We start from the raw sequence: 24,359 nt of genomic DNA on the forward strand, positions 1-24,359 counted from the left end.
GAACGACTTCTCCTTCCTCACCACCTCCTTAATAACGCAGAGTAACCGCCGCTTCTCCTTGGAACGGTTCGATGATTACCGTCTCATGGCCCGACAAAGCTCCGCCCTCGATTTCCGCGGGAATCCTTCCCGAAGGATGAGGGATTCGCAGTTCGATTCGCTTCGGCCTTCTGTCCGAACTGCAGCTGATCCGGGCGGTAATGATGCCGGACTCAAGGCGCGAGCGCACGTCCAGTGAGATCGGGCCGAAATAGCTGGCTGCATCCGTAAGCTCGATCTTCTTGCCGTCCTCCATCCAATTGTCCGGAATTCCGGGCAGCAGCCGCAGGGTGTCCCTCTCCTCCATGTAGAGCATCCAGCGGGTTTGCATGAGGAACCATGCCTCCTCGTGCGTCTTGTGCGGACTGGCGTAATAGAAGTGCTCCCAGAACGAGTACGTTTCGCGGTCAGCCAGGCCGGAGAAGGTATTGTAATAGGATTTCAAAAACGCCTTGACCTCGTTGCGCTTGAGATGCACCCAGGGATGAATGCTGTAATAGGGCTGGCTGAACGCGACATTGCTCGCATGCATCAGCTCGACATGATAATTCAACAGCCAATCCGCAGCCGGATCATCCGGCCGAATCACTTCCTGAAAGAGGAGATACAGCGGACCGAGAATCGAATCGCGCGCGACAAAGGAGCCGTGCGTGTACCACTTTCCTCCTTCTGCGTACAGACTGACGGGGCCTTTGTGACCCACCCAGGGCGGGCAGGTGGGAACCCAGCTCCCGTCTCCTAGCGGCACGACCGGCGATCGGGCGGCGGCCTCGTCAAAAGCGGTGCGAATATCCCGTTTCAATTCCTCCGCCAACGTCCTTATTTCTTCTGCCGCCGCCGGCTCCCCCGTCTCCAGCATCTCTGCCAGCCGGCTAAGGCCGAGATAAGCGTAGCCGTTCAGCATGAACGAGCGGAAGGGATCGTCCGGGTCCGCTGTTTTCCCTTCCAGCATGCCATAACCCATTCCGCGCAATTCTTCCTTCAGATTGCGCTCTCGCCACGCTTTCAAATAGTGAAATGATTTGAGCAGCTTCGACTTGACTTCCGCCAGCCACACTTCATCCCGCGTATAGCGGTAGTGCTCCCCGACCGACCATAGAGCGGCGCCTGTCTCGAGCATGTAGCCGCCGAAATTTTGGATAAAGCCGTCATCATGCTGTTTGTCCATGAAAAACATCAGCGAGCGTTTGGCCACGTCTTCACGTCCCATCGAGTCCATGAACTGGATGATGGGCGAGCTCTCCGAGCCGATCGCCGTATATACGCCGATCGCCGGTACGATCGTTCCCTCTGGCTCCAGTCCGTAAGAGATCAGATCCAAGTGGAGCAGCCCTGCCCGGATCATCTCGTCGATGCGCGGCTCCGGCACCTTGATCGATGCCCCCCGCGCCAGTTTCCCCCGCCAATACTGCCGGCATTCTTCCAGACGATCGTCGAAGCGCTGCTGGCTGAGCTGCTCGGCGCGCGCCCGCGACAGCGGCTGGTGCGGCATATAGAACTCGATCGTCGCGCTCTCTCCCGGTTTGATGAGAACCGCCGTCTCCGGATTGGCCAGCGGACGTCCGTTCACCTTCGTCATGCAAAAGATCCGGTCGGCCCCGTAAGCCGCAAAGCCCGTTTCGCTATCGAACGAGCACCCTGCCTTATCCGCGAAATCGTCGCCGGGCTCGATGCTTTTAAACCAAGCATATCGCGGAACCGCAGCGGTATTGACCGCTTCGATCCGGAAGTACAGTACGGTCTCCTCTTCGCGTTCCCGTTCCTCTTCCAATACCTGATCGCGCGCCTCCCGCTGCGCGTCCGTAAACATGCTTCCGCGGCCGTAATTGTCCGCTGCCAAATAATGCGTTCCCCTGACCGTGCTCTCCTGTAGCGGGCTGCTTTCAAGCGATACGAAAGACGTGCACTGATAGCGGATATCCTCATCGACGATTTCTGTGTGCAGAATCGGCAGACAGCCTTCCTCCAGCCTGCGATGCACTTCATGCTTGCAGCCGATGCCGCGGCCAATCATATATTGATACCGTATCGGCCGGTCTTGGTTCTCCGGAAGGGCGGCTTCGTAACCGTGCAATCGAATGTCCACCCAGTCCCAAATGACGTTCGTCAGGTCCTCCTTGCGAAAACCAAGACTGAAAATCCGCATATCCCGGGATAACCCGAGCCAGGTTTGACTGGGCATGCTTATCGTTCGCTTGGCCGCTTCCTCATACGATTCCTGCGGTTCGAGATTCATTTTTTGCAGATTCGTCACAAGTCCCCTGCCGCGGATATCGCGTTCGATTTGCTCGTAGGACCGTGTATCGTCCCCTTCCGTGACGACGACGCCGCAGGAAGGAATATAGATCGGGTAATCGCGGGATACGTCGTCCAGGATGAAACTGAACGGATGCCGCTCCTCGTTCACGAACACGATCGCCGCCTTCCCGCTTTGGACGTCGGCTTCTTGGACTGCGATTTCCCATTGACAGGCGCTGTCGTTCTCAAAGGCAAACTGCAGGCTTTTCCCGTCCTCTGTACCCGCTCCCCCAGGTGTCCCTTCCCCGGCCAAACGGCCCCTGGTTACGCTGATCTCGCCCTTGACGGGCCCTGTCTTCCATTTCACTGCAATCTTTTTGTTCACTTTCGTTCCTCCAATCCCATTCTCGTTTTCTTTGCGGTGCATAAATGCATAATCCTCCAGCGCTCCTCCGCCTTCATGCGTTCGTTCTGCCGCCTTCATTCGTTCACTGCCGTCTCTCGTTCACCACCTACACTCGTTCCGTCACCATCATTCCACAAGCCCCGTTTTCTCGATCCCTTCGACAAACCAGCGCTGTGCCACAAGATACAGCAGCAAGGGCGGAAGAATGATAAGGAATGCGCCGGCCATCTTCACGCCTTCCGTCAGCGCCTTGGCCGATTCCGAATAGGATCGGACGCCGAGCAGCTCCTGCTCCAGTCCGTTCAACCGAATCGATAACGGAATGAACGAGTCCGTCAGAAACATGGTAGGCTGGTAATATTGGTTCCAGTACCAGATGAACGAGAACAGAAAGACGACCAGGCAGCCCGACCGCGCAAGCGGGAGCATGATCCGCGCGAACAGGCGGAACGTCGATGCGCCGTCGATTTTCGCCGCTTCCTCGAGTGCGGCCGGCAGCGATTTGAAAAATTGGCGGAAGATCAGAATGAACAACGCGCTTTTGATCCCTTGCCCAAACAAGGCGGGAACGAGGAAAACCAGCGGCGTATTCAACCAGCCAAGCTTGCTGAAAATGATAAACAGCGGAATGATAATGATTTGCGGCGGCACTAGAAACGTCAAGATAACAAGAGCGAAGATAATCTTCTTCCCCGGAAACTTGAGCCGGGCCAGCGCATAGCCGGTTACGGCGCAGGAGAGCACCTGAAAGATCGAGCCGAACAGCGCGATGACCAGCGTGTTGAAGAACGCTTCGGGATACCGGAGCCCCTTCCACGCTTTTTGCACGTTTTCGAATTCAAGCACGCGCGGAAACCACTGCACCGTCGGATCGAGCAGATCAACCAAATTTTTGAGCATCGTGGAGATCATATACAGAACAGGCTGTAAATATAAAAACGCAATGCATGACAGAACGGCATAGATGCACAGCTTTGCGATCCATCCGTCATTGCCCCGCGTACCGACGATCCGTTTCTTCCATAGCTGCGGCGTCTTGCCGCGCAGAGAGCTTCTTGCGACATTGACGCTGCGGCGGATCGCAACTTTAAGCGCCATGCTCATCCTCCTCCTTTGAACGCATTCGATTGCATGCGCCCGATGAACCGCATACAGCCGCCGAGCAGCAGCAGGACGAGGGCGAAATACAGCCAGGCCAGCGCGCTGGCGTACCCGTAGCCCGTGTCCATTTTGAACATATTCGCCGAGATCTGCCTCATCACCGGATTGGACGGGAACGTGAACAGGTCCACAACTGTATACAAGGTATTTAGTGCGATGAACGGCATAATGGATGGCAGCGTAATTTTCCAGAAGCTCTCCCAAGGCGTGGCTCCGTCGATGTGCAGCGCTTCGTAAACCGACCGCGGAACCGTCTGGAACGCCGCGATGAATATCAGAATCTGTACGCCGGAATACCAGAGAATGAGCACGATCGACCCCAGCACGCTTTGAATCGGCTCGGCAAGCTGCTTGCCGACGTAAGGATAGAGCAGCTGATCGATACCGTATTGCTTCAGGAACGGCATTTCCCCGGCTCCTTGCCGGAACAGCTCCAGCAGAACTTGGCCTGTTGCGAAGATGACCGGCAGGAAAAAGATGCTTCTGTAGAGAAAACGTCCGACAAACCTCTGGTTCAAAAACAGGGAGACGAACAAGGCGAAGATGACGATGATCGGAATCATCAGGATCACCTGTATGAAGAAGGCGAACAGCTCCGCCGGGTATTCGTTGTCCTTCAGCAGCGCGTCGGCAAAGTTGCCGAACCCGACTCTGACGTAATGGAAGCCTTCCCCGGTCAGCGTCACTTTGTTGAAGCTCAAATAAAGCGACCAGCCTAGCGGAAACGCCATAAAGACGGCGAATCCAAGCAGCCAGGGAAGCATGAACAAATAGCCCGTTCCGTATTCCTTCCAAATATATAGCCAACGTGCTTTCCGGTCTTTTCGCTTCATGATGCGGGCGCCTCCCCCTGAATGACCTCGAACGTATGTGTCCTGTAATCGACGCGGACTTGCGTGCCGTCTTCGTATGTCGTCACGAATACGTCCGCTGCCGCTTTCTCATGGTCGACAATTCGGAGGTGCTGCAGCGGCGCAAGACGGTCGAACGCCTGATATTCCTCAACAATCCGGCTCTTCCAAATATCGTACTGGCTGCTGAACAAAAATTCGGCGGTGACCTCCTCCAATTTGCGCGGCGAATCATGCGTCAGCTCGAACGAGGGAATGGCGCCGTATTCGATCGCCCGCAGCCGCTCGTCGTCCGCATCGTTAATCCGCAAATTGCCCGGAGTGCCGGAGTAGGATACATAACCGTGCAGAACCATCGGGTAGAAAGGCACCGCCTCGTCGACCAGAAAGTCTTGATTCGTATCCAGCGCCAACCCGCGAATCGCATCCACGGCCGGAAGCGCGTACGCATTGCCGCCGTATACTGCGGTCATGCCGAGCTGTTCACGCGTATCGGCGAGCATGCCGAGAAATACGGCAGCCGTATCATTGCGCCGGAACTCGCGCTCCGGGTTGTAGTCGCTGAACAGATCGTCGCCCGCAGTTTCATGCACAATGCCGTCTACACCCAATTCCTTTAATCGGGTCAAGGTTTCCCTGGCCAAGCTGTATGCCAGCATCGGGGAAAGCGCAAACTCCCCGTCGGCCGAATACACGGTACCGTCCACGCCCCGAATGCCGCTGCCTTTCTCCGTCATTCCGCCCCGTTCCTGGTCGGCCCAAACCATATCGTCCTCGAACAGCACTTTCCCGCCCAGCCGGTGCACCCGGTCGATGAATTTAGCTGCCTCCCGCTCGCCGCCCAGCTCGGCTTCGACCGGAAATCGGTTCAAGCGATCATAACTCCCCCCGTTTTGCCAGCCTGCGACGTTCACCCGCAAATGGCTTATTCCGCTTTGCGCCAAATCGTCGACGATCCTGCCCGCCTGCTCGAACGTTGTCAGCGGCACATAGGACGTGCCGCCGTACCGCCGTGATGCATCGCCGGCGTACAGCGTCAAGTCGAGCGGCATTTTCCCTGCCAGCTCCAAAGGCCCGGCCAGCTGCTTCGTGTCCAGCAAGTATTGCTGATATTCGCGCGCCATGCCGGGATAACCGGCATCCCGCCCATACAGGAAGCGGTATTCCACGGCAAGATCCTGCCGTGCCATTCGCTTCTGGAACGCCTTCACCGGCTCCGCCAGCTTGCTTAGACGCTGCGCGTATTCGACGCGATACACGAAGTTGGCGTATATCGCATGCTGAAGCGTCGTCATCCCGGCCGGAACAGCCCGCACCCAGCATGCGGCCTCCCCTGCCGTGACGATCGAGACGAAACCCCTGCCGCCATCTTTCAATCCGAACACTGGGTAGCGGATCGGCTCGCGCGGCATGTCGGACAGATCCTCCCGCAAATTGGCCCGGTCGTTTCCGTAGATAGGGTAGTTGTAGCTATCGCCGATAAACGGTCGCTTGTCGTTAAAGGCGATAATGCCGCCGGGACCGTCCGGAACGAACAGATAGCCGTCCGTCGCCGCCTGGTCCGCGGCCCCGAAATAAGGCAGCAGACCAATAGCCAAAATACGAAATGCGCCCATTTCTTGAAGACTGTCGGCCGGAACGGACACCTTCATGCCGTCTTTTGTCAACTCGTACTGCACGGACAACCCGATCTGCAAATCGGGAAACTCATAATTCACTTGCAGCCCTTGATCGTAACGGACGAAGCTCTTGCGTATCTTCGGCCTTAACGCGTTGGCAATTTGCCTCTGCGTTTTGTCCGCTTCGGCATACTCCAGAATGAAAGGAGACTGCAGGTTGGCCAGCGGCGCCCCTTTTACCGTTTCCCGCGCTACGGCCTCCGCAGCGGGGTTGCTGCGCCATACGTAGCCGTTTGACTGGTCCCGTACGGTAATTTGCGTCGTTTCCGGATGAATCGACAGCGACAACCCGCCTTCTTTCAGTACAGGCACGAATCCTTCTGCATCGGCGGCACCCGGGTTCGGCGTCCACGAGCTTGTATCGTACACACGCTGAAACGCCGGGACGGACTGCTTCACCTGCCGATCCGCATCATCCGGCGCGGAGTCCCGGCTCGAGACGGCAATTATCGCGGCAGCCGCGATCAGCGCGGCAGCGGTGAACCACGACCCCAATCGGATCAAGCGCCTGCTAGATCCAGCCACGGAACAGCACCTCCCGGTAGATTTGATAAAAGAAGTTATACAGATTAAAGGCCAGCCCGGACATCACCGCCCCGAAAACCCAGATGAGCGCAATGGTGACCACCGTCGTCATGGCGTTCTTGGCCGATTCCATGAAATCGAATTGATGAATCACTTGCGTCATGACAAAAAACAGCACCGCGATCCAAATCCACATGATGCTTGTCAGCCAATTCAGCAAGACCTGTTCTTCCAAGGCCAACACGTTCGACGCGAGAACGACAGGAACGGTAAACACGACATAGGGGACGAGGGAGAACGCGCTTGCCTGCGCCACTTCGCGAAACCGCCCTTCGCCATCCTTGACCGTGCTGACCAAATAGTTGGCGACAACCCAGGTCAGCCAAGGCAGCAGGAACAGCAGCAGCTCGCGCGTGAGGTCGATATGGCCGCGGTCGGCGGGACGGGCGATAAAGCCGGTCATGTACAGCGAACCGAGCTTGGCCGCGACGACCGCCGCAACCAGAACGGCAAGCGACAGCAGCGGAACGCGCCGCTCTTTTAACCGGTAAAAGCCTTCGTACGGATGAATCATCAGCCTTAACGCATCGCGCAGATCCGATCCGGTTTGCCGCATGGCCCCCGGCCAGCGAATCTTTCGCCATGCCGCCGCCCTCCATGACCGGGTGAGACGGAACGCCACGAGAACAACGGCCAGCACGCCGGCCACAGCGGGCATGCGAGATTGAATCCAGTCCTGCCGGACGTTCCAGAACCCTTCCGAATACCCTTTGGCGTCATAGGCCAGCCGATAATCGCGCATGGCGTCGGCATAGCGCCCTTCGGACAAGGCGATTTTCCCGAGCGCCTGGTAAGAAATATGGATCATGTCGTTCGATTGTTTCACCGCCTCCCAGTTCGGCTTGCTCTTCTCGTAATCGCCGCTTACATAGTGTGAAATTCCGGCAAAGAAGTTTTCACCGAATTCGGTGCGCGTAAACAGCTGAATGACGTTCATTTGGCTGTCCGCCACCCATAGTTCCGCTTTGGCGTTCACCGCAAGGCTTGTCGGATAGCGCAGCATTCCTCTCTGCCAGGTATCCTGGGTCAATTGGGCGAAGTCAACCAGATCGCGGCCTTCGGGATCATAGACGGTAATATTGCCTTTCCTGCGGTCCAGCGCATACAAAAAATCGTTTCGGTCGACGGCGGCGTCGACCAGCTCGGCATCCAGTTCCTTGCCCCCCAGCCTGTCGATCCCCGCAGCATCGAGCAGTTTCAAACGGCTTGTCGCTCCCCCGCCGGTAATCGTCACGAAAAAACCTGAGGCATCCATCGCCAGATTCGTCGCCGCCGGAGGCCGGTTGGCCGTCTCCTTGTCGAGCTGCTCCTGCGTATAAAATTTCTGCTTCAGTCCGGACATCAAATCCAGCTCCGCCTTGTTCGCGCCGAAGAAGCCTTTGAACCGGCCTTCCCGGTCCATGCGCAGCAACCCCTGGTACGAGTTTTCGATGACGACATACAGTCCTCCGCGCGCATCGACGACCAGCTTTTTCGGCACGAAGTAATAACGCTCCGGCAGCAGCTCCGATTCCGGCTTGCCGTAGGCTCTCAGGAAATGGCCGTTCGGTCCGAATACCGCGACTCGTTTGTTGCCCGTATCGGCAACATATACGGTGCCTTGGCTATCGGCGAACACCCCTTCGGGGGCATTCAGCTTCCCGTCCCCCTCATCTGCTCCGTACGTGCGAACCCACTGGCCTGATGCGTCCAGTTCCACGATCCGATTGTTGCCCGTATCCGCTATGAACAGTTGATCGTTCTCCCCGACAAAGAGGTCGTTGGGCCGGTTGAAGGCGATGCCCGTCGTCTCCTGGCCGGTCACGACCCGGCTGACGCGGTACACGTTCTGCATTCGCACCTTGTCGTTCGTATACGGATCGTGGTACATCGTCTTTAGCGGCACGTTATCGTTCACGGCCCGGGCATGCGCTTGAATGGGAGCTGCAAGCACAAGCCCCAGGAGCAGCATCGCCATGCCGGTTCTTTTGATCCGCGCCGCCATGCTCCGTTTCGCATTATGTCTCATCCTTTAACCCCCGAATGGACCATCGTTTGGATCACATATTTCTGAAACGCCAGAAACATGAGCAGATTTGGCAGAAAAACGAGCAGTCCGGCAGCAGCCGCGATCCCTTGCCCCGCCACTTGATTCTGTACCCCTCCGGTCAGCGTCGTTACGTAATAAGCCAGCGTTTTCATCGTTTCATCCTGCATGTAAAATGTTGAGCCTTCAATATCCATCCACACGGCCTGGAAGGTAAGAATTGCCACGGTTGCCACGGCGGGCGCGGCCAAGGGCAGGATGACGCTGACGAACAAGCGAAGTTCTGAAGCCCCTTCCAGCTTGGCCGCTTCGATGAGCGCCTCCGGAATTTGGCCGATGAATTGGATCATCAGAAACACCGCAACCGGATTGGCGATGAAGGGCAGGATATGCCCCAGGTAAGTGTCGGTTATTCCCAAGCCGCTTACGGCCAAGTAGCGCGGAATCGCGACCGTTTCCGGCGCAAACATCAGGGCGAGCATAATGAATGCCAGGATCGTCGTTTTGAACCGGAACCGGTGCTTCGCCAGCGCATAACCGGCCATCGAGCTTGCGAGAATGACGGACAGGAGCGTCAGCCCCGTAACGACGACGCTGTTGAACAAGTATCGTGTGAACGGCACGATGTCCCCCGACGTCGCCATAAACAGGTTTTGAAAATTCATGAAGGTCGGCGTTTTCACCACAAAAGAAGGCGGAAACTGGAATAGCTCGTTCAACGGCTTGAAAGCATGATTCAGAATGAACACGATCGGCAGCAGCATGAACAAGGCAAATCCGCTCATCGCTGCTGTGAAGGCGGCATTCGACCATGAAAATCGCTTCCAATATCGAATCAAAATTACTCCTCCTTCGGCGCGAACAACCGGTAGCTTAAGCGCATCATCCCGTAGGAAATAAGCAGGAGGACGACCGATACGGCCGAGGCGTAACCGAGCTCATATCGGGCATAAGCGAAATCGTCGACATGATTGATAATTAAATGAGCCGAATATTGCGGCGTTATGAGCTGCCCGGTCAACTGCACGGACAGCTGGCCTGCCCGAAGCGTGCCGACGATCGCCATCACCGCGCTGAACAGCATTTGCGGTTTCATCGACGGAACGGTAATGTAGAACACCTCCTGCAACCTGCCTCGTATCCCGTCGATCCGGCCGGCTTCGTACAATTCGGGATTGACGGTCTGGAGCCCGGCCAGCATGGCCAGGAAGCCTACCCCGAAGCTCATCCAGATGGAAACGGCAATCAGGATCATAAGCAAATATTTCGGATCCTGCAGCCAGAGCTGCGGCGTCCGGATAATCCCGAGACGGATCAGCGCATCGTTCACGTAACCGACGCGGTCGCCGCTGAAAGCGACCATCCACACGACGTTCAAGGCGACCGGTCCGGCCATCGCAGGCGCGTAGAACGCAAGCGTGAACCAGTCTCTGATTCGGGACGGGATTTGATGGATCAGCCACGCCACCAGGAACGTCAGCACGTAGCCGCCGGGACCTACGATCAGCGCGAACCGGAACGTATTGGGCAGCGCATGCTGTATAAACACGAGATCCTGCGTAAACAGCGCAATGAAATTGCGCAGCCCGACAAAGCGCGGAAACGTAAATCCGTCATAAGAGGTTACGCTTAAAAAGACGGCCATGACGACAGGAAACAGAATAAAGTACAGAAACGATAGCAGAAACGGAGCCAGGAACAGATAGGCGGCGCGGCTTCGCCACATGTCTGCGAAAAACAAACCAAGCCGGTTCATATTCTAAGGCGCCTCCCATTCGTACGGATGTTCCTGCGGCCGGATCTGCAGGTCGTCTTGCGGTGTCAAGCCGAAATCCCGCTGTTTGCGCTCCAGCTCCCGCTGAATGGCCGAATCGGCTTTTTCGAGCGCTTCCCTGGCCGGCAGGTTTCGCAGCACGGTATCGTTCCAGGCGAATTCCAGCTCACGCCCCACGAAATAGTAGCCGGGAACGACCGGATTGTTCTTCGTCCACCGCAGCTGCTCCTTCAGCGCCCGCACTTCTTCCCTGGACCACGGGAGCTGGAGGAATGCGGACAGATTGGCCGTATTCCAGCGGTATTCCAACCCATAAAACGATTCCATGTCGAGCGCGTAGCGGGTCTGAACATCCGTCGACGTCCACCAGTCGAGAAAGGACCACGCTTCCGCTTTCTTGTCGCTTTTCTTCATCATGATCGCCGCGCTCATAGATTGGCTCGACCAGCGCGCCACCGTGCCGTCCTGCTGCCTGATCCCGGGAATCGGCGCCATTTGCCAATGTCCGGCCACTTCCGGCGCTGCGACCGACAGCATCAGATACATATTGTAATCGGCCAAACCGATCGGAATGTCCCCTAGCTTGAAATGATTGAAGAAGGAAGGCACATCCTTCGGCAAACCGTACTTTTTATACAAATCCGTAAATTGGCGGAACGCTTGTATGGCCGAATCGTCGCCAAGCTTCACGTTCAGTCCGTCGGCTGTGTAGACGTCGCCGCCGTGCTGAAACAACAGCGGAAGCAAGTCTTTCGGATAAAAGAACGTCAGCCCGTTTTCCTGAAGCGGCGGAAGCATCCGGTATACGTCCTCCCATGTATCGGGCGGCTCCAAACCAAGCTCCTGCAAGATGTCGCTGCGGTAAAACAGCATATTGAACGACTGCGTTTCCGGCAGACCGTAGGTGCCCCCGTCATACCCGAGCATGCGCATCAGGCCGGGATGGAACCGTCCGGAAGCCTGTGCGAAGCCGTCGAACGCGGACAAATCTTCGGCCGCCCCCCGCATCGCATAATCGACCGGCGTTTCGCCGGATACCCCGATGGCCACATCAGGCTGATCTCCCGCCGCATTGCCCAGCAACAATTGATTCGCATTGGGCATCAGGTTGACGTTCACCCGAATACCCGTACGCGGCGTAAATTCCCGCTCGATCATCTCCTGCAGCAAGTCGGCGTAATCTCTGCCCCGTCCAACCCAAACCGTAAGGGCATCATCTTCATTAAGCGATTTCATGTCGTATTTTAAATAGAAGGTACGGAAGAAGTTTTGAACCGTGTACGAAACCTGGTCAAGCGCCGTCGCGATCTTCAACTCCGTATCTGCATCCGGCGTGCGGACGACGATATAGTCCAGCAAGAGCGGCTGATCGGAAAGCTGCGCAGCCAATGCGCTCAAGTTGCCGTGCACCGTGACGAAGCCGTCCATCCGGTTCGGCAGCTCCTCGATCCGCCCCAACATTCGCGTCAGCGTATCCACGGCGGCGTCAAGTGTCGAGGACGCTTGCGTCTCATGCTGGTTTAATCCGTTCAGATAGTCAGCGAGTTTTCGCAAATTGTCGGCGACCGCCCGCAGCTCGGATTCCGCTTCCGGATAATATTCGCGAATTTCCCATGTCCGGTTCATGTCGGCGTTCGCATTGGCGCCTACCCCGTAATTGCCGGTAATAACCCGCAATTTCGCCTCGATGCCGTAGAGCTCGTTCATCCAATTGCGAAGCGCGACGACGGCCGGCGCGACCGGCGAGGCATCCGCAATCAGGCGGATGGTGTGCTCCCCCTTGGTCAAGTAAAACCGGTACGGCTCGCCGGCATCATCCTGAAGGGCATGCAAGGCGAAACGGGGGAGATACGGAATCCGTTCATGCAGCAGTTCGCGAAACGGAACGGACCCGTCGATCATGACCGTTCGGTAGACGCTGGCATTTCCCCGGTAACCTTGCAGCGCTTTCCATTCGATCACGTATTCCCCGTCCGCAGGCACTTCAAAAGACCATTCCACCCATTCGCCCGGGTTCTTCCACCGTTCCCCGCCGATGGTGTTATAGGTGAGCCTGCCCTTGGGATCCGGCGAGATATGCGGCTCGGCGACAGACTGGGTCTGGATGGAGGTTTGCGATTTACGCGTGAACCGCTCGGCTTCGATCACCTGAAACCAGTCCGGGTTCGTGCTTAATGACGGCCTGCTCGCCCTATATTCGCGATAGGCCGGCGGTTCGGCGGCCGCCACCAGCCTCAGCTCGTACAGGTCCATCGCCTCGCGCACCCCTTTCATCCGGATCGTATGGCTTCCTCTCGTAAAATGCCAGGTCAGCGGCTGCGAAGAAACGCCGTAATCGGCGAGGGCCGCCGTTTTCCACCCCTTGATCTCTTCCTGCGGCGGACGGATTTCCTGCCCAATCGCGTTGCGGTCGTAAGGAAACTTGGCATCCCTCCATTGCCGGTCGAATGCCAGCCGCTCCGCTTCCCGGAACGGTGTCTCTCCATCGATTTCGATTCCCCGAATCGCCGAGACGTACCCGGTTTGCGGCAAGTCATAGTCGACTTCGATGTGATAGACGCCCTCTTGCGGCACGTCCACCTGCCATTCCACCCAGCCTTCGTCGCCCGCCCAGCGCAAGGCATCGTCCGCTTTTTCCGCGTCGCGGAATACATTCACAAGAGCCTCTTCCGATGCGTTCCGGTAATCGGCAGCCCTGACCGACACTGTAAGCGGCCGTGAACGGACGGCAGCGCCGGCAGCGGGTGCGCCTTGACCGACCGCAAGGTAAGGCAGCGGTTCCGCCGTTTGGACTTGTGCATGCAAATCGATCTGACCGGCGGCCATTACGGGATAATCGGAGGATTCTCCGCCGGATGCCGCACGCCAGGCAGACCATGCGAGGACAAGGATGAACACGGCCGCAGTTCCCCCGGTCAACCGTCGCAGCGTCTTGCTCCTCATCCGGCTTCTCCCCCGGCTTCGCCGCTCAGAAGGGAGTCGCCGCTCGCCTTGTCGAAGAAATGCGCGCGATCCATGAACAAAGCTACCCTCCTGCGTTCGCCTGCCTCGATGAAGGTATGCGCCTCGGTTCGGAACAGGAGCCGGTGATCCCCCGTTTTGCCGTAAATAAACGTATCCGACCCCATCAATTCCTTCAGCTCGACATCTACGTGGACGATCCGGTCTTCGGGAGACGAATCGCCGGCCAGGCCGATATGCTCGGGCCTGATCCCCAGCACCGTTTGCCGGAGCATCGCTGCCGGATGCCTTCTCAACGCGTATCCATGTTTGTCCGGGATGGCGAGCTTCATGGATTTCGTCTCGAAATAGAGCGCCCCCTCATCTTCGGTTATGCTCCCCTCCAGGAAATTCATCGGCGGGGAACCGATAAATCCGGCCACGAACAAATTGGCGGGCTCGTCGTACATTTGCTGCGGGGCGGCTACCTGCTGAATGCGGCCGCCCTGCATAATGACGATGCGCGATCCCATGGTCATCGCTTCCGTCTGATCATGCGTCACGTACAGGGTCGTCGTCTGCAGCTCGCGTTGCAAACGGCTGATCTCCGAGCGCATGTTCACGCGCAGTTTCGCATCCAGATTGGAGAGCGGTTCATCCATCAAAAACACTTGCGGCTCCCGTACAATGGCCCTGCCCAGCGCGACCCGCTGCTTTTGGCCGCCCGACAGCTGGTTTGGCTTCTTCTCCAGCAGGTGGGAGATTTCCAATATTTTTGCCGCCCGATTCACGCGCCGCTCGACTTCATACTTGGCCGTCTTGCGCAGCTTTAGCCCAAGCGCCATGTTCTCGTAGACGGACAGATTCGGGTACAGCGCATAGTTTTGAAACACCATGGCGATGTCGCGGTTTTTCGAAGAAATATAGTTGACGAACCGGTCCGCGATGTAGATTTCCCCTCCCGATACTTCTTCGAGGCCGGCCAGCATGCGAAGTGTAGTCGATTTGCCGCAGCCCGACGGACCGACGAGAACGACAAATTCCCCATCCTCGACAAACAAGTTGAAATCTTTCACCGACGGCTCTCGTTCTCCTTTGTAAAACTTCTCAACCTGGCGAAACTCAACGTTACCCAAGCGTATGTTCCTCCTTTCCGGTCTTCTGCCATGCGGGGCTTTCTCCGCGCCTCTATCCGCGCCGCTAATGAATGCGGTTACAATCCGCTTTTTCATTGCCCCTCGAACTGCTTGCGCAATTCAATCGTCCGCTTGTTGAATTTATCCGCAACCTGCGCGCTTAACGTGGAAATGTCTCCGCCTTTTCTCATGATTGCATATTGAAAATCGTAGATCGGCTGCAAGTAATCGATGCCGAAGCCTGGAATCAGCGCCCCCGACACCTTGCAGCACATCGAGCCGATAACCTTCACCGCTTCCTTGTTCTTGCCCTCGAAATTTTGATGATTCATGAGGTAGTCGTCCAGCCCATCTTTCTCGATAAACGGCAGCCCGCCCATATCGATATTGAGCTTCGCATACTCCTCGCTGCCGGTGAAAGCAAGAAATTTGACCGCCGCCTCCTTGTTTTTCGATCCGCTAAGAAGCGAGTATGCAGGAAGCATATGGATCGTCGCCTGCTTTTCTTTGCCTTTCGGAAGGGGGAGAATATCCCAATTGAACGTCAAGTTTTTCTGCATGTCTTGAAAAACCCAAATCCCTTCAACCGAGAACAAAGCTTTGCCTTGCGTGAAAGCAAGGTTAATATGGTCGATCCCCTTCTTGCTCCCCTCCTCCTCGCTCGGCAGCAAATCATCCTTCATAACCGTCTCCTGCACCATTTTCAGATCGCTCTGCACTTCCGGCGTACTTAATACGGATTGCTTCTTGTCTTGATCCAAATAGAACAGATTGGGAGAACTGCCGTTAGCGTAGGAATAGATCAGTCCGACAAAATTGGAGTGCATGTTCGTATTCAATCCGTATTCGCTGTCGTTCGGGTGTGTCGCCTTTCGCATCATGTCCCAAAACGTATCATAGGTCCAGTCGTTCGCCGGCATTTCCATCCCGTGCTTTTCCATCAAATCTTTGTTGATGTAAACCAAGAAAGTTGCCATTTCGATCGGAACGGCATATTGCTTGCCCTCGTGGATGAAGTTGTCTATGATGCCTTCCCGGTACTTCACGGCCCCTAACTCCGGGTCGCTCTTCATATACGGCGCAAGATCTTCTATGACGCCACCGCTGACCGCAGAGGTCATGTCCTCCAGCCGCACGATGTCCGCCGGCGTTCCTGCGGCTTGCAATGCCGCCACTTTCTCCAGAATCGGCTTATCGACCCCTTCAGGCGACCATTCCGGCTCGATCAATTCAACCGTGATCCACGGATACTTTTTCGTGAACGCATCCGTACGCGCTTTCAAAACCGGACTGCCGGCATCGCTCGCAATGAGCTTGATCGTGACGGGATCCCGGTTTTCCTCCTGCTGCTCCGGCGCCGTCTCCGCCGTGTTATCCGGCGATTCCGCCGGCGGCTTGTTATCTGCTCGAGGAACGTTGGCGTTGTTCGAACAAGCCGATGCCAATAACGCGATCGTAAGCAGAATAGCCGTAAGCAAAGGCATTGCTGTAAACTTGCCGTTTCCGCGCCTCCTCTTCATGGTGCGGCCTTCTCTTGCCATTGATTTCTTCATGTGTCAGCCTCCCTGTTATTCGTTCTTCCCCATCATCATAATTTATATTTTAACTAATTTCAACTGCATTTTGATTTATTTTAAATCAATTTACGGTTTAAATTTAACCGATATGCTAATTTGCGCGTTTCCGCCGGCCAGATGACACACTTCCCCCGAAGGTTGGATCCGGATCGCCCCATATTCGCCTTCCCCGCCTGAAACCGGCAAATCGATCGTATGCCGGGGACGATAATGCTGGGGAAGAATGCCGATCGCGGTCCCTTTCGCGCCTCCTTGGACCGCTCCTTGCAAGTGAATCGTTCCTTCCCCGTCCTTCCAATAGCTCAGCCGCCCATAACCGGGCGCATCCAGCCAGCCGTTCGAAAGCTCTCCGAACGGCATCTTGTTGATGACGCTTGCAGCGTCGCCGAGAAAAACGCCGCGTTCCTGTTCGCAGTACCGGATCGTATCGGTCGAATCTGGATGCACACGCAATTCGGAAGGTGCGAGATACCGGTTGCCGATAAAGTAATTGCCGCTCCCTCCGCTTATTTCCCGGAATGGCCCGCTATGGAATGTATTGCCGATATACCGGCATTCCCTGTGCCCGTCGATATGAATCCAACTGTCCGACGTGCTGTCAGCATCGACGCGATTGCCGATGAAGGCTACGTCCGAAACGTTCCTCATGACGAGGGAATGCGGCTTGCCGGTAACCGGCCAGAAGCCGCCGATCGTGGACAAAATCTGATTATCGGCGATTTGCTCCCCGCTCACCAGATTTTCCACGAACAACCCGACGCACCGGTTATGATTGATTTGATTGCCGGTGATCGAGCTATGATCCGGATTCGAAGACAGCGCGCTGTTCAGGTGTACGCCGTAATCGTTCAGAATAATCTGATTGTTGTCGATTCGGCAGTTTCCCAATCCTCCGACGATGCCCCATCTGTTGTTCACGATTTTGTTTCTTGAAATATGAATATATTCGCCGTTCGCTTGCGTTCGGATGGCGCAGCCGTTACCCAACAGGTAATTATCGTAAATATGGTTGGTCGACTCGACCGGATCGTCGGACCCCCAAATGACGATCGCCTCCCCGGCAAAGTCGGCGATCCGGTTTTTTCTGATCGTAACGTTGTAGCTGTTCCCCACCCAGAATCCCCGATCCTCGGAGCCTGTTGGGATGCCGCTGACGGTCAGCCCCTCTACCGTGACATTCCCGCATCGTTCGATGCGCCATACCGCACCCGCCCCGGATGTCCCGTCGCCGACAATATGCGCGTTCCCGCACAGCACGACATGTTTCTTGCCGAATAGCCGCAAGCCGGCAACCTTGTATCGCCCGGGCGGAAAAAACACCGTCGAGCCTTCATCAAGCCCGTCCAGAATCGTTTGCACGGCTTCCGTATCGTCCTGCACTCCATCCCCCTTCGCCCCGTAATGCCTGACATCGATCAAACGTCCATCCGCTGCTTGCCGCATCGCATCCGCCTCGGCTTCAATCCACTGCTGCTCCTCCATTGCCATTCCTCCTGTATTTGTAGTCAAACAGTAGTTTCTGCTTCATTTTAGTTTTATATAGTTTAAAAATCAACTTTTTTAAGTTTAATTTTAACCTTGAAAAAACAAATATTTTCGGTTATGCTAGTTAAAATACTACTGTAGGCCAGCTTGCAAGGGCCGGTCTATCTGACATATGAAGGCAAGGGAGTTTCTATGAAGAAAAAAACGACATTGCAAGACATTTCCCAAGTGCTGGGCATATCCGTCACGGCGGTCTCCAAGGCGCTGCGCGGACATAAGAGCATCAGCGCAGAAACGAAAAGGCTCGTTTTGGAAACGGCGAAGAAACTGGATTACAAAGGCCAGCCGATAAACGCACTTGAAGAAAAGACCTATAAGGGAAAGGTTTATATTATCGTCGATCAACGCGTACAGGCCGATCCCTACACGATAAGCGCTTGCTTTACGATGGACACGGTCTTAAAGTCCCACGGGCTGGAAGTGATCCTAAGCGGCATCCAGATTTCCGAACCGTACGACAGAACCGTCGCAAAAATCAGAGACGACAATCCCGCGGCGATCGTTCTATTCGGGAGATTCTCGGAGAAGATGGCCGAAGAGTTTAGAGGAAACGGCACGCCGATCATTACGCTCGATAACGACTATCCCTACTTTCCCGTCGATTCGGTGCTTCCGAACGACTACTACGGCACATTTCTTGCCGTTCGGCATTTCGTTCAGGCCGGACATACGAAAATCGGCTTTATCGGCGACAATCGCATGTCTTCCACCTTTCGCACCCGCTATCATGGCTTCTGCGACGCCCTGGAACATTGGGGACTGGAGAATCGCCCTGAATATATTTACGACGCACGTTTGGTGGACTCGTTTGGCGAGATTCAATTTAATGCGTTTCTCGACAAATTGGATTACGACCGGCTGCCAACGGCCTTTTTTTGCGCCAACGATCCGATTGCCATCGTGTTGAACAACCATCTGAACGCTCGGGGTATCCGCACCCCTGACGCAGTGTCCATTATCGGTTTCGACAACATCGAAGCTTGCGAGTGGCAATCTCCGCCGCTCACGTCGGTCAACTACCCCAGGGAGCATGTTGCCTTGAGGGCGGTGGAGCTCCTGCTGTGGCGACTGGACAACAAGGAAGCTCCCTGCAATAAAATTTTGATCCAGCCGAAATTGACCGTTCGTCAATCCGTTGCGCCGCCGAAGAAGATATCCGGCAAATAAGCCTGGCGCCTAAAAACAAAAGAAGGTTACCTTGTGAATAGCCCAAAATGAGCTTTTACTGGTAACCTTCACAGTTTGATCCGAATTTAGATCAAGTCAGATTCTTGAAGAAGCCGTTTTTTCTTTTCCGTCACAACTAAAGTGGCATTTTCTTTTTCATCCTCTTTGAAAAATTCAACAGAACATGTAAAATGAATACTTCATGTTTAAATCCGTACTTACTTGCTGTTACTACATTTTATGCTGTTTAGGGTCGCCGCGGCAGCGTTATGCAGCTTTTTGCTAGATTTCGTCCCCAATTTGTTCCCACAAATGCCATCATCTTAAAAAACTGAATTTTTTTACTTTCGGTCTACCCACCATATGTCTATAAGCATCACTCTGCCGTCACTATCTTGATCAAGCAAAACGGAAATCTCCCCTTTTCCGAATATTCCATTCGTCACTTGCCTGTAGCCGTATTTCTCCAGTATCTGGATTGCCTTCGCAGCCGAAGTTCCGGGATGGATGTGCCAAATGCCCGCCCGAGCTCCGGCTGCTTGCTGGGGCCGAATAAAATTAACGCCACCAATACGATCAATATCATCCCGGTTACTCCGATTCCCGCCATCAAAAAGCTCTCCATCATTCACATTTTTCGTCGTCTTCATGTTTAAAGCAGTACAAACGAGGCTTCGAAATGTAGTATGGATGTCGAGCTAAAATCAGAATGGGTCGCCAACACATCCGAAGGCGTTCCCCGGACATATAATCTAGCATATTCCACTTGATCGAATATGCCGATAAGCTGACCTGGCGCCTGCGAGCTGTAAAGGAAATTGAGAGCCGCCTTATGCTTGGGTATAACCGGGAATCCGCTGATCAAGGCTGGTCCCGTTGCGGTGCCCAGAGAACTGAGCTCGATCGTACCATACATATGAATTGTATTCCCCAGCTTATACCAGTAACCGGAACGCGACGAATAAGTAATGCCGGTTTGTTGTCCTCCGAATTCCAAACCCGGCATGAATGTCCCATTATCCTTCATAGCATCGACTAACGGTGCCGTTCCGCTTGACGCAGGCGAATATATCCTCTCATTATCCCCGAAACGCACGATTACTTTGGAATTTTGCACGCCTGGCTTGAATTGGATCAACGGTTGGTGCCGGGTTCCGTTCTGAAATACGGTATCATTAAAGACAACCGTACTGCCGCTTCCGTGAACGAACAGATCAGGCGCATTAGTCTGCGTAAAATCGAATTTACCGCCATTAAATGTGATCGTATCGTTTGCTCCCACGGAAATTAAAGGAATCACATCTGTGCTGAAGGAGACAATATTGAAATTGTTAAGCGTAATGATGTTGTTGCCGTCAAAAGCCAGTGCGGTCCCGCTGTCACTCACGCTCGTCGATGATCCTTCACAACCGCAACCATTGAGAGTGAAATAGGAGTAGGCAAAGCGATAGGCCGTATTGGTCGAATGATCGGAGGCGCAGCCATTCATGACAGAATATTTGACGCCGTTAAAATCAAATCCGCCGTTGCCGCCGGTCCAACAATTGTTGAAGGTATGTGAGGTGCCGTTGCGAATGGTAAATTTCCCAAAGGCATGGACACGTTCGTAGACAGACAGCCAGCCATCTTTCGTGTAAACCGCATGCTCGAAACCGATAATATCCACATCTCTGACCGAAACTACGCCGCCTTGTTCAATATATAACCCGTATTGACCTACTGTTGGTCCGGCACCCTGCAGAGCCAGCTTCTCCAATATTACTTTCTGGGGAAAGTGTCCTTCAGGAAAAACAATCCCGTCAATCCAAAAAGGATCGATATACAACAAACAATCGATAGTCGCGGTTTCTCCTGTTTCATAGTTTGTAATAGTAACCGCATTATTGGTCGTTTTCTTAATCGCATGCTTGACATTGGATTTTGTACCGATAAAAGCGATACCAGCCGACTCTCCGGATAAAGTTGATAAACTGGGCAGTTTAATCGGATTCTGGATCTGCACGATTTGACTGGCCACTTTAGCTGCTCTGTTCTGTACCAGAGAGGCAACGATTCCCGCTTCCGTGCTGCTGATGCCCACCGAGACTTGAACGACGCGTTCCATATTCGCGGTCACATTCGGACTTCCCCCAAGCGTCGTCGATCCTTGTGCACGCCACATTTCCAGTACGCCGTTGTTGTTATAAGCGAAATAATCGCCGTTTGCCGCCGGGAGACTTGCCGCCCAGTATTGAAGCTGCGCCCGATCGACCCCATAGGCTACGGCAAGAGCGCACAATTCACAATCCCCTTCTTCTCCGGCAGCAGCAGCAACAGCAGACCCTCCCCATCCGTTCAACCCCAATCCTCCGGCAACAGCCGTAACTCCCATCGCACCCAGGGCTGCAATGACTTTCCTGCGGCTTACGAGGTGACCGCCTTCCGGATTTCCGTGTTTGCCGTCCATTGACTTCTCCTCCTCAATGTTTAACTTTTCGGAGCGATACGAAGCTTTACAGAAGCTATTTCCCCTTGGTCGCCGTCGCCTTCCAATCGGCTATGCCTTTGGCCACTGCCGCGTCCCAGAACGCGAACACCTTTTCCTCGCCCAGGTTTTTTATCTCCTGGATCATCTTAGCCTTCTCCGCAGCAAAACTCGCATCGTCCTCGCTCAATATGATTTTCGGAACCGCCTGATTCAAATAATTGTTCAGCTTGTCGGCGATCAGCTTGATTTCGTCAGGTTCGCTTGCCGGAATAAAGCCGGCCAATTCGAACGCTTCGGAATGCGTGTACGTTTGGCCTGGCGGTAAAATATCTTCCGGCAACTCGGCCCCGTAATGGTTCAGAACCTCCTTGACGATCGCGTTTTCCGGCTTTTCCATTTGAGCTTTCATATATTCCCTTCCCTTGGAAATGTCAATCGGTACTTGGGTGCCCGGGATCAAGGCGTCCTTACTCAAACCCAGATTATTCAAATATTTGTAGTAGCCGTATTTATTAACCGCTTCGGGATCCAGCTTGTTTTTTTCATGCGCCTCCGTATACTTGTATCGGCCGTCTTCGTTCACCCAATCGACGCCTTCGACTCCATTGGCAACGGTCATCGATCCGTGGACGGAATACAGCCAGTTGATCAATTCCATCGCCCGCTCGGGATGCTTGGCGTTTTTCGATATCGCAAAAACCTGATTGTTTTGACCATACTTTTTGTTGAAATAATTATAGCCTTTGGACGGCATCGGAAGCGGACCGAACCAACCCTGGTCATAGATGTCTTTGCTCTGCTGCAAATAGGTGTTGCCGCCCCAGATCATCCAGCCGGTGTACGTCGCCAGCACTTGTCCGGTATTGTATTTCTGGGTCGCCTGATCATACTTTTGCGTGAAGCTGTCCGGATCGAGCAATCCCATCCGGTTCGCTTTGTTCCAGAATGCGACATCCTCCCAAAAACCAGAATTTTCATTCGTGTAAATATTTGTAGTTTCGAACGACTTCACATCCATTTGCATCACATTCGCAGAACCGCCGTACAGATTCGTCCCGCCTTGTCTGAACGGCCCCCATATGTGGGTGATGTTGGAATAACCCCAGTCAAGCCAGGTGGAGAAACCATAATATTTTTTGCCATCCTCATTCACGGGATGCTTCTTGAGCATGTCCGCTACGACTTGCAGATAGTCGTCAGGTGTATTGATCGCCGGATACCCGAGCTCCTTGTAGTAATCCCACCGCAAGTAAACCCCGGCCCAAAGCGGTTCCGGCGATGCCGCCTCCTCCATGATCAAACCGCTGATAAATTTCTGCTCGCCGTCCGCCAGCTTTTTATCGGCCTCCAGCACTTCAGGCGGCATGTTCTCCTTGATGTCCGGTCCGTATTGTTCAATAAGCGGTTCCAAATCGAGAACCAGATCTTTCATTTGCGGAGCGAATTTTTTCTCGACGACCATAATATCCTTCAAGTCATTCGTCGCAAGCAGCGCGGCCAGCTTTTCGTCCGACGGTTTCGTCTCCATGTCGATCTTGATCCCCAATTCTTTCTCGATCTGTTTCGCTACAGGGTCATCCTGAATGCCTCCCGGAACATTGTACCCCATGGTCGCACTCCAGAAGGTCAGCGTTACCGGCTTTTTGTCGGCCGGCTCCGTACTCGTACCTTCCTTCGTTCCGGACACGGGCGTTTGCTCACTTGGCTTCGTTCCGTCCGAGCATGCAGCCAGGCCAACCGCAATGCCGGCCATGAGCACAATGGCCATCGTCCTTTTCAATCTCATCTTCATTGAATTTTCTCCTCACCTTATGTTGTTTTATTATATCCTGCCGGTTGGGACCGGCAAGCTAATAAACAGCGGTCAGCCTTTGACGGCTCCAAGCATAATGCCTTTTACGAAATACTTTTGCAGGAACGGATATACGAGAAGGATCGGAATCACCGTCACGACGGTAATCGTCGTTTTCACGGCGAATGGATCCAATTGCTGGCTCCTGCTTGCCGTATCCAGGTCCGTTTTGCCGCCTTTCAATGAATTCGCCAGCATTTCGGCCTGACTCAGAAAGTTTTTGAGTATCAACTGCAGCGTTTGAAGCCGGGGGTCGTTCACGAGAAAGAAGTTGTCCTGCCACGAGTTCCATTGGCCGACGGCGTTAAACACCGCTACAGCAGCGATAATCGGAACCGAAACGGGAGCCACTATCTTCATTAATACCGTGAAATAACCCGCACCATCCACAATAGCCGATTCCTCCAAGGATGGGGAAATCGATTCGATGTAGGTTTTGATCAGAATGATGGCAAAGGGAGAGAGTATGCCGGGCAGTATATAGAGCAGGAAATTATTTTGCAGCCCCAACATCTTCATGGTGACAAACCATGGAATGAGCCCGGCTTGAAAAAACATCGTGAACACCGTTGCACGGTAAATCCATTTTCTCCCGATCAACTCTTGTTTCGTACAGATGTAGGCCAGCATCGTAGAGAAGAAGAGCATCAGCGCCGTTCCGGCGACGGTCCTCGCCACCGAAATGCCGAATGCGGTCAATATCCCATTCAACCGAAATACCTGAACGAAATTATCCCAATGAAGTCCGATCGGGAAGACGATCACTTCCCCTCTCGATACGGCGTCGGCGCTGCTGATCGAAACAAGCACGATATAATAAAAAGGATAGATGCACACTGCGGCAAAGGCGAGAAACAATACCGCGCAGACGGATTGAAACAGCAAATCTTTTTTAACGTTCATTCTCATTCGAGGT

At 54.4% G+C, this 24,359-nt stretch carries 16 protein-coding genes; 1 reads left to right on the forward strand and 15 read right to left on the reverse strand.

Annotated elements, in window-relative coordinates; translation table 11 throughout:
- Positions 1–28 precede the first annotated feature (28 nt).
- The 11 genes from ACFQ0N_RS30490 to ACFQ0N_RS30540 all read right to left on the reverse strand — a co-directional run bounded on the left by ACFQ0N_RS30490 (position 29) and on the right by ACFQ0N_RS30540 (position 17,894).
- Entirely contained in the window at positions 29–2,761 is a 2,733-nt protein-coding gene (locus tag ACFQ0N_RS30490) for a glucosidase family protein (RefSeq protein WP_379333605.1), read from the reverse strand.
- Between the two features lie 48 nt (positions 2,762–2,809).
- Positions 2,810–3,781 carry a carbohydrate ABC transporter permease gene (locus tag ACFQ0N_RS30495; protein ID WP_379333607.1) on the reverse strand — a complete coding sequence of 324 codons (972 nt, stop codon included), beginning with the start codon at positions 3,779–3,781 and terminating at the stop codon, positions 2,810–2,812.
- A 2-nt stretch (positions 3,782–3,783) separates the two neighbouring features.
- Positions 3,784–4,677: a carbohydrate ABC transporter permease gene (locus ACFQ0N_RS30500; RefSeq protein ID WP_379333609.1), complete on the reverse strand. Its 894-nt coding sequence runs from the start codon at positions 4,675–4,677 to the stop codon at positions 3,784–3,786.
- Complete coding sequence (locus tag ACFQ0N_RS30505) at positions 4,674–6,899, reverse strand: DUF5696 domain-containing protein (RefSeq protein WP_379333611.1); 2,226 nt, start codon at positions 6,897–6,899, stop codon at positions 4,674–4,676. Before ACFQ0N_RS30505 ends, ACFQ0N_RS30500 begins: the two co-directional genes overlap by 4 nt.
- On the reverse strand, positions 6,886–8,967 hold the full coding sequence (locus ACFQ0N_RS30510; protein ID WP_379333613.1) for a YIP1 family protein: 2,082 nt from the start codon (positions 8,965–8,967) through the stop codon (positions 6,886–6,888). Before ACFQ0N_RS30510 ends, ACFQ0N_RS30505 begins: the two co-directional genes overlap by 14 nt.
- Entirely contained in the window at positions 8,964–9,824 is an 861-nt protein-coding gene (locus ACFQ0N_RS30515; RefSeq protein WP_379333615.1) for a carbohydrate ABC transporter permease, read from the reverse strand. The genes ACFQ0N_RS30510 and ACFQ0N_RS30515 overlap by 4 nt, the downstream gene beginning before the upstream one ends.
- 2 nt (positions 9,825–9,826) lie before the next feature.
- Positions 9,827–10,741 (reverse strand): carbohydrate ABC transporter permease, encoded by a 915-nt coding sequence (locus tag ACFQ0N_RS30520; protein ID WP_379333617.1) that lies wholly within the window; start codon positions 10,739–10,741, stop codon positions 9,827–9,829.
- A gap of 3 nt (positions 10,742–10,744) precedes the next feature.
- Positions 10,745–13,702 carry an extracellular solute-binding protein gene (locus ACFQ0N_RS30525; protein WP_379333619.1) on the reverse strand — a complete coding sequence of 986 codons (2,958 nt, stop codon included), beginning with the start codon at positions 13,700–13,702 and terminating at the stop codon, positions 10,745–10,747.
- Positions 13,699–14,835, reverse strand: a complete 1,137-nt coding sequence (locus tag ACFQ0N_RS30530; protein ID WP_379333621.1) for an ABC transporter ATP-binding protein — start codon at positions 14,833–14,835, stop codon at positions 13,699–13,701. The genes ACFQ0N_RS30525 and ACFQ0N_RS30530 overlap by 4 nt, the downstream gene beginning before the upstream one ends.
- A 92-nt stretch (positions 14,836–14,927) precedes the next feature.
- A complete protein-coding gene (locus ACFQ0N_RS30535; RefSeq protein WP_379333623.1) occupies positions 14,928–16,388 on the reverse strand; it encodes an extracellular solute-binding protein in 1,461 nt (486 codons plus the stop codon).
- A gap of 90 nt (positions 16,389–16,478) precedes the next feature.
- Positions 16,479–17,894, reverse strand: coding sequence for a glycosyl hydrolase family 28-related protein (locus ACFQ0N_RS30540; protein ID WP_379333625.1), 1,416 nt, complete (start codon positions 17,892–17,894; stop codon positions 16,479–16,481).
- Positions 17,895–18,089: 195 nt separating this feature from the next.
- Here ACFQ0N_RS30540 and ACFQ0N_RS30545 point away from each other — a divergent pair, with 195 nt between their 5' ends.
- Positions 18,090–19,124, forward strand: coding sequence for a LacI family DNA-binding transcriptional regulator (locus ACFQ0N_RS30545; RefSeq protein ID WP_379333627.1), 1,035 nt, complete (start codon positions 18,090–18,092; stop codon positions 19,122–19,124).
- Positions 19,125–19,566: 442 nt separating this feature from the next.
- On the opposite strand, the gene ACFQ0N_RS30550 is transcribed toward ACFQ0N_RS30545, so the two are convergent.
- The 4 genes from ACFQ0N_RS30550 to ACFQ0N_RS30565 form a co-directional block, all read right to left on the reverse strand.
- Complete coding sequence (locus ACFQ0N_RS30550) at positions 19,567–19,734, reverse strand: twin-arginine translocase TatA/TatE family subunit (protein ID WP_379333629.1); 168 nt, start codon at positions 19,732–19,734, stop codon at positions 19,567–19,569.
- 42 nt (positions 19,735–19,776) lie between these two features.
- A complete protein-coding gene (locus tag ACFQ0N_RS30555) occupies positions 19,777–21,570 on the reverse strand; it encodes a hypothetical protein (RefSeq protein WP_379333631.1) in 1,794 nt (597 codons plus the stop codon).
- 55 nt (positions 21,571–21,625) lie between these two features.
- Positions 21,626–23,383 (reverse strand): type 2 periplasmic-binding domain-containing protein, encoded by a 1,758-nt coding sequence (locus tag ACFQ0N_RS30560; RefSeq protein WP_379333633.1) that lies wholly within the window; start codon positions 23,381–23,383, stop codon positions 21,626–21,628.
- A 72-nt stretch (positions 23,384–23,455) separates the two neighbouring features.
- Positions 23,456–24,352 carry a carbohydrate ABC transporter permease gene (locus ACFQ0N_RS30565; protein ID WP_379333635.1) on the reverse strand — a complete coding sequence of 299 codons (897 nt, stop codon included), beginning with the start codon at positions 24,350–24,352 and terminating at the stop codon, positions 23,456–23,458.
- Between the last annotated feature and the right edge of the window lie 7 nt (positions 24,353–24,359).

Origin of the sequence: Paenibacillus sp. GCM10027626 (genome assembly GCF_042676285.1) — a bacterium.
Lineage (GTDB): Bacteria > Bacillota > Bacilli > Paenibacillales > Paenibacillaceae > Paenibacillus_Z.

Excerpts from the sequence above, each read along its gene's own strand:
- ACFQ0N_RS30490 (WP_379333605.1), bottom strand. The coding sequence starts at position 2,761 with ATGAAGGCGGCAGAACGAACGCATGAAGGCGGAGGAGCGCTGGAGGAT.
- ACFQ0N_RS30495 (WP_379333607.1), bottom strand. The coding sequence starts at position 3,781 with ATGGCGCTTAAAGTTGCGATCCGCCGCAGCGTCAATGTCGCAAGAAGC.
- ACFQ0N_RS30500 (WP_379333609.1), bottom strand. The coding sequence starts at position 4,677 with ATGAAGCGAAAAGACCGGAAAGCACGTTGGCTATATATTTGGAAGGAA.
- ACFQ0N_RS30510 (WP_379333613.1), bottom strand. The coding sequence starts at position 8,967 with ATGAGACATAATGCGAAACGGAGCATGGCGGCGCGGATCAAAAGAACC.
- ACFQ0N_RS30520 (WP_379333617.1), bottom strand. The coding sequence starts at position 10,741 with ATGAACCGGCTTGGTTTGTTTTTCGCAGACATGTGGCGAAGCCGCGCC.
- ACFQ0N_RS30525 (WP_379333619.1), bottom strand. The coding sequence starts at position 13,702 with ATGAGGAGCAAGACGCTGCGACGGTTGACCGGGGGAACTGCGGCCGTG.
- ACFQ0N_RS30535 (WP_379333623.1), bottom strand. The coding sequence starts at position 16,388 with ATGAAGAAATCAATGGCAAGAGAAGGCCGCACCATGAAGAGGAGGCGC.
- ACFQ0N_RS30540 (WP_379333625.1), bottom strand. The coding sequence starts at position 17,894 with ATGGAGGAGCAGCAGTGGATTGAAGCCGAGGCGGATGCGATGCGGCAA.
- ACFQ0N_RS30545 (WP_379333627.1), top strand. The coding sequence starts at position 18,090 with ATGAAGAAAAAAACGACATTGCAAGACATTTCCCAAGTGCTGGGCATA.
- ACFQ0N_RS30550 (WP_379333629.1), bottom strand. The coding sequence starts at position 19,734 with ATGGCGGGAATCGGAGTAACCGGGATGATATTGATCGTATTGGTGGCG.
- ACFQ0N_RS30555 (WP_379333631.1), bottom strand. The coding sequence starts at position 21,570 with ATGGACGGCAAACACGGAAATCCGGAAGGCGGTCACCTCGTAAGCCGC.
- ACFQ0N_RS30560 (WP_379333633.1), bottom strand. The coding sequence starts at position 23,383 with ATGAAGATGAGATTGAAAAGGACGATGGCCATTGTGCTCATGGCCGGC.
- ACFQ0N_RS30565 (WP_379333635.1), bottom strand. The coding sequence starts at position 24,352 with ATGAGAATGAACGTTAAAAAAGATTTGCTGTTTCAATCCGTCTGCGCG.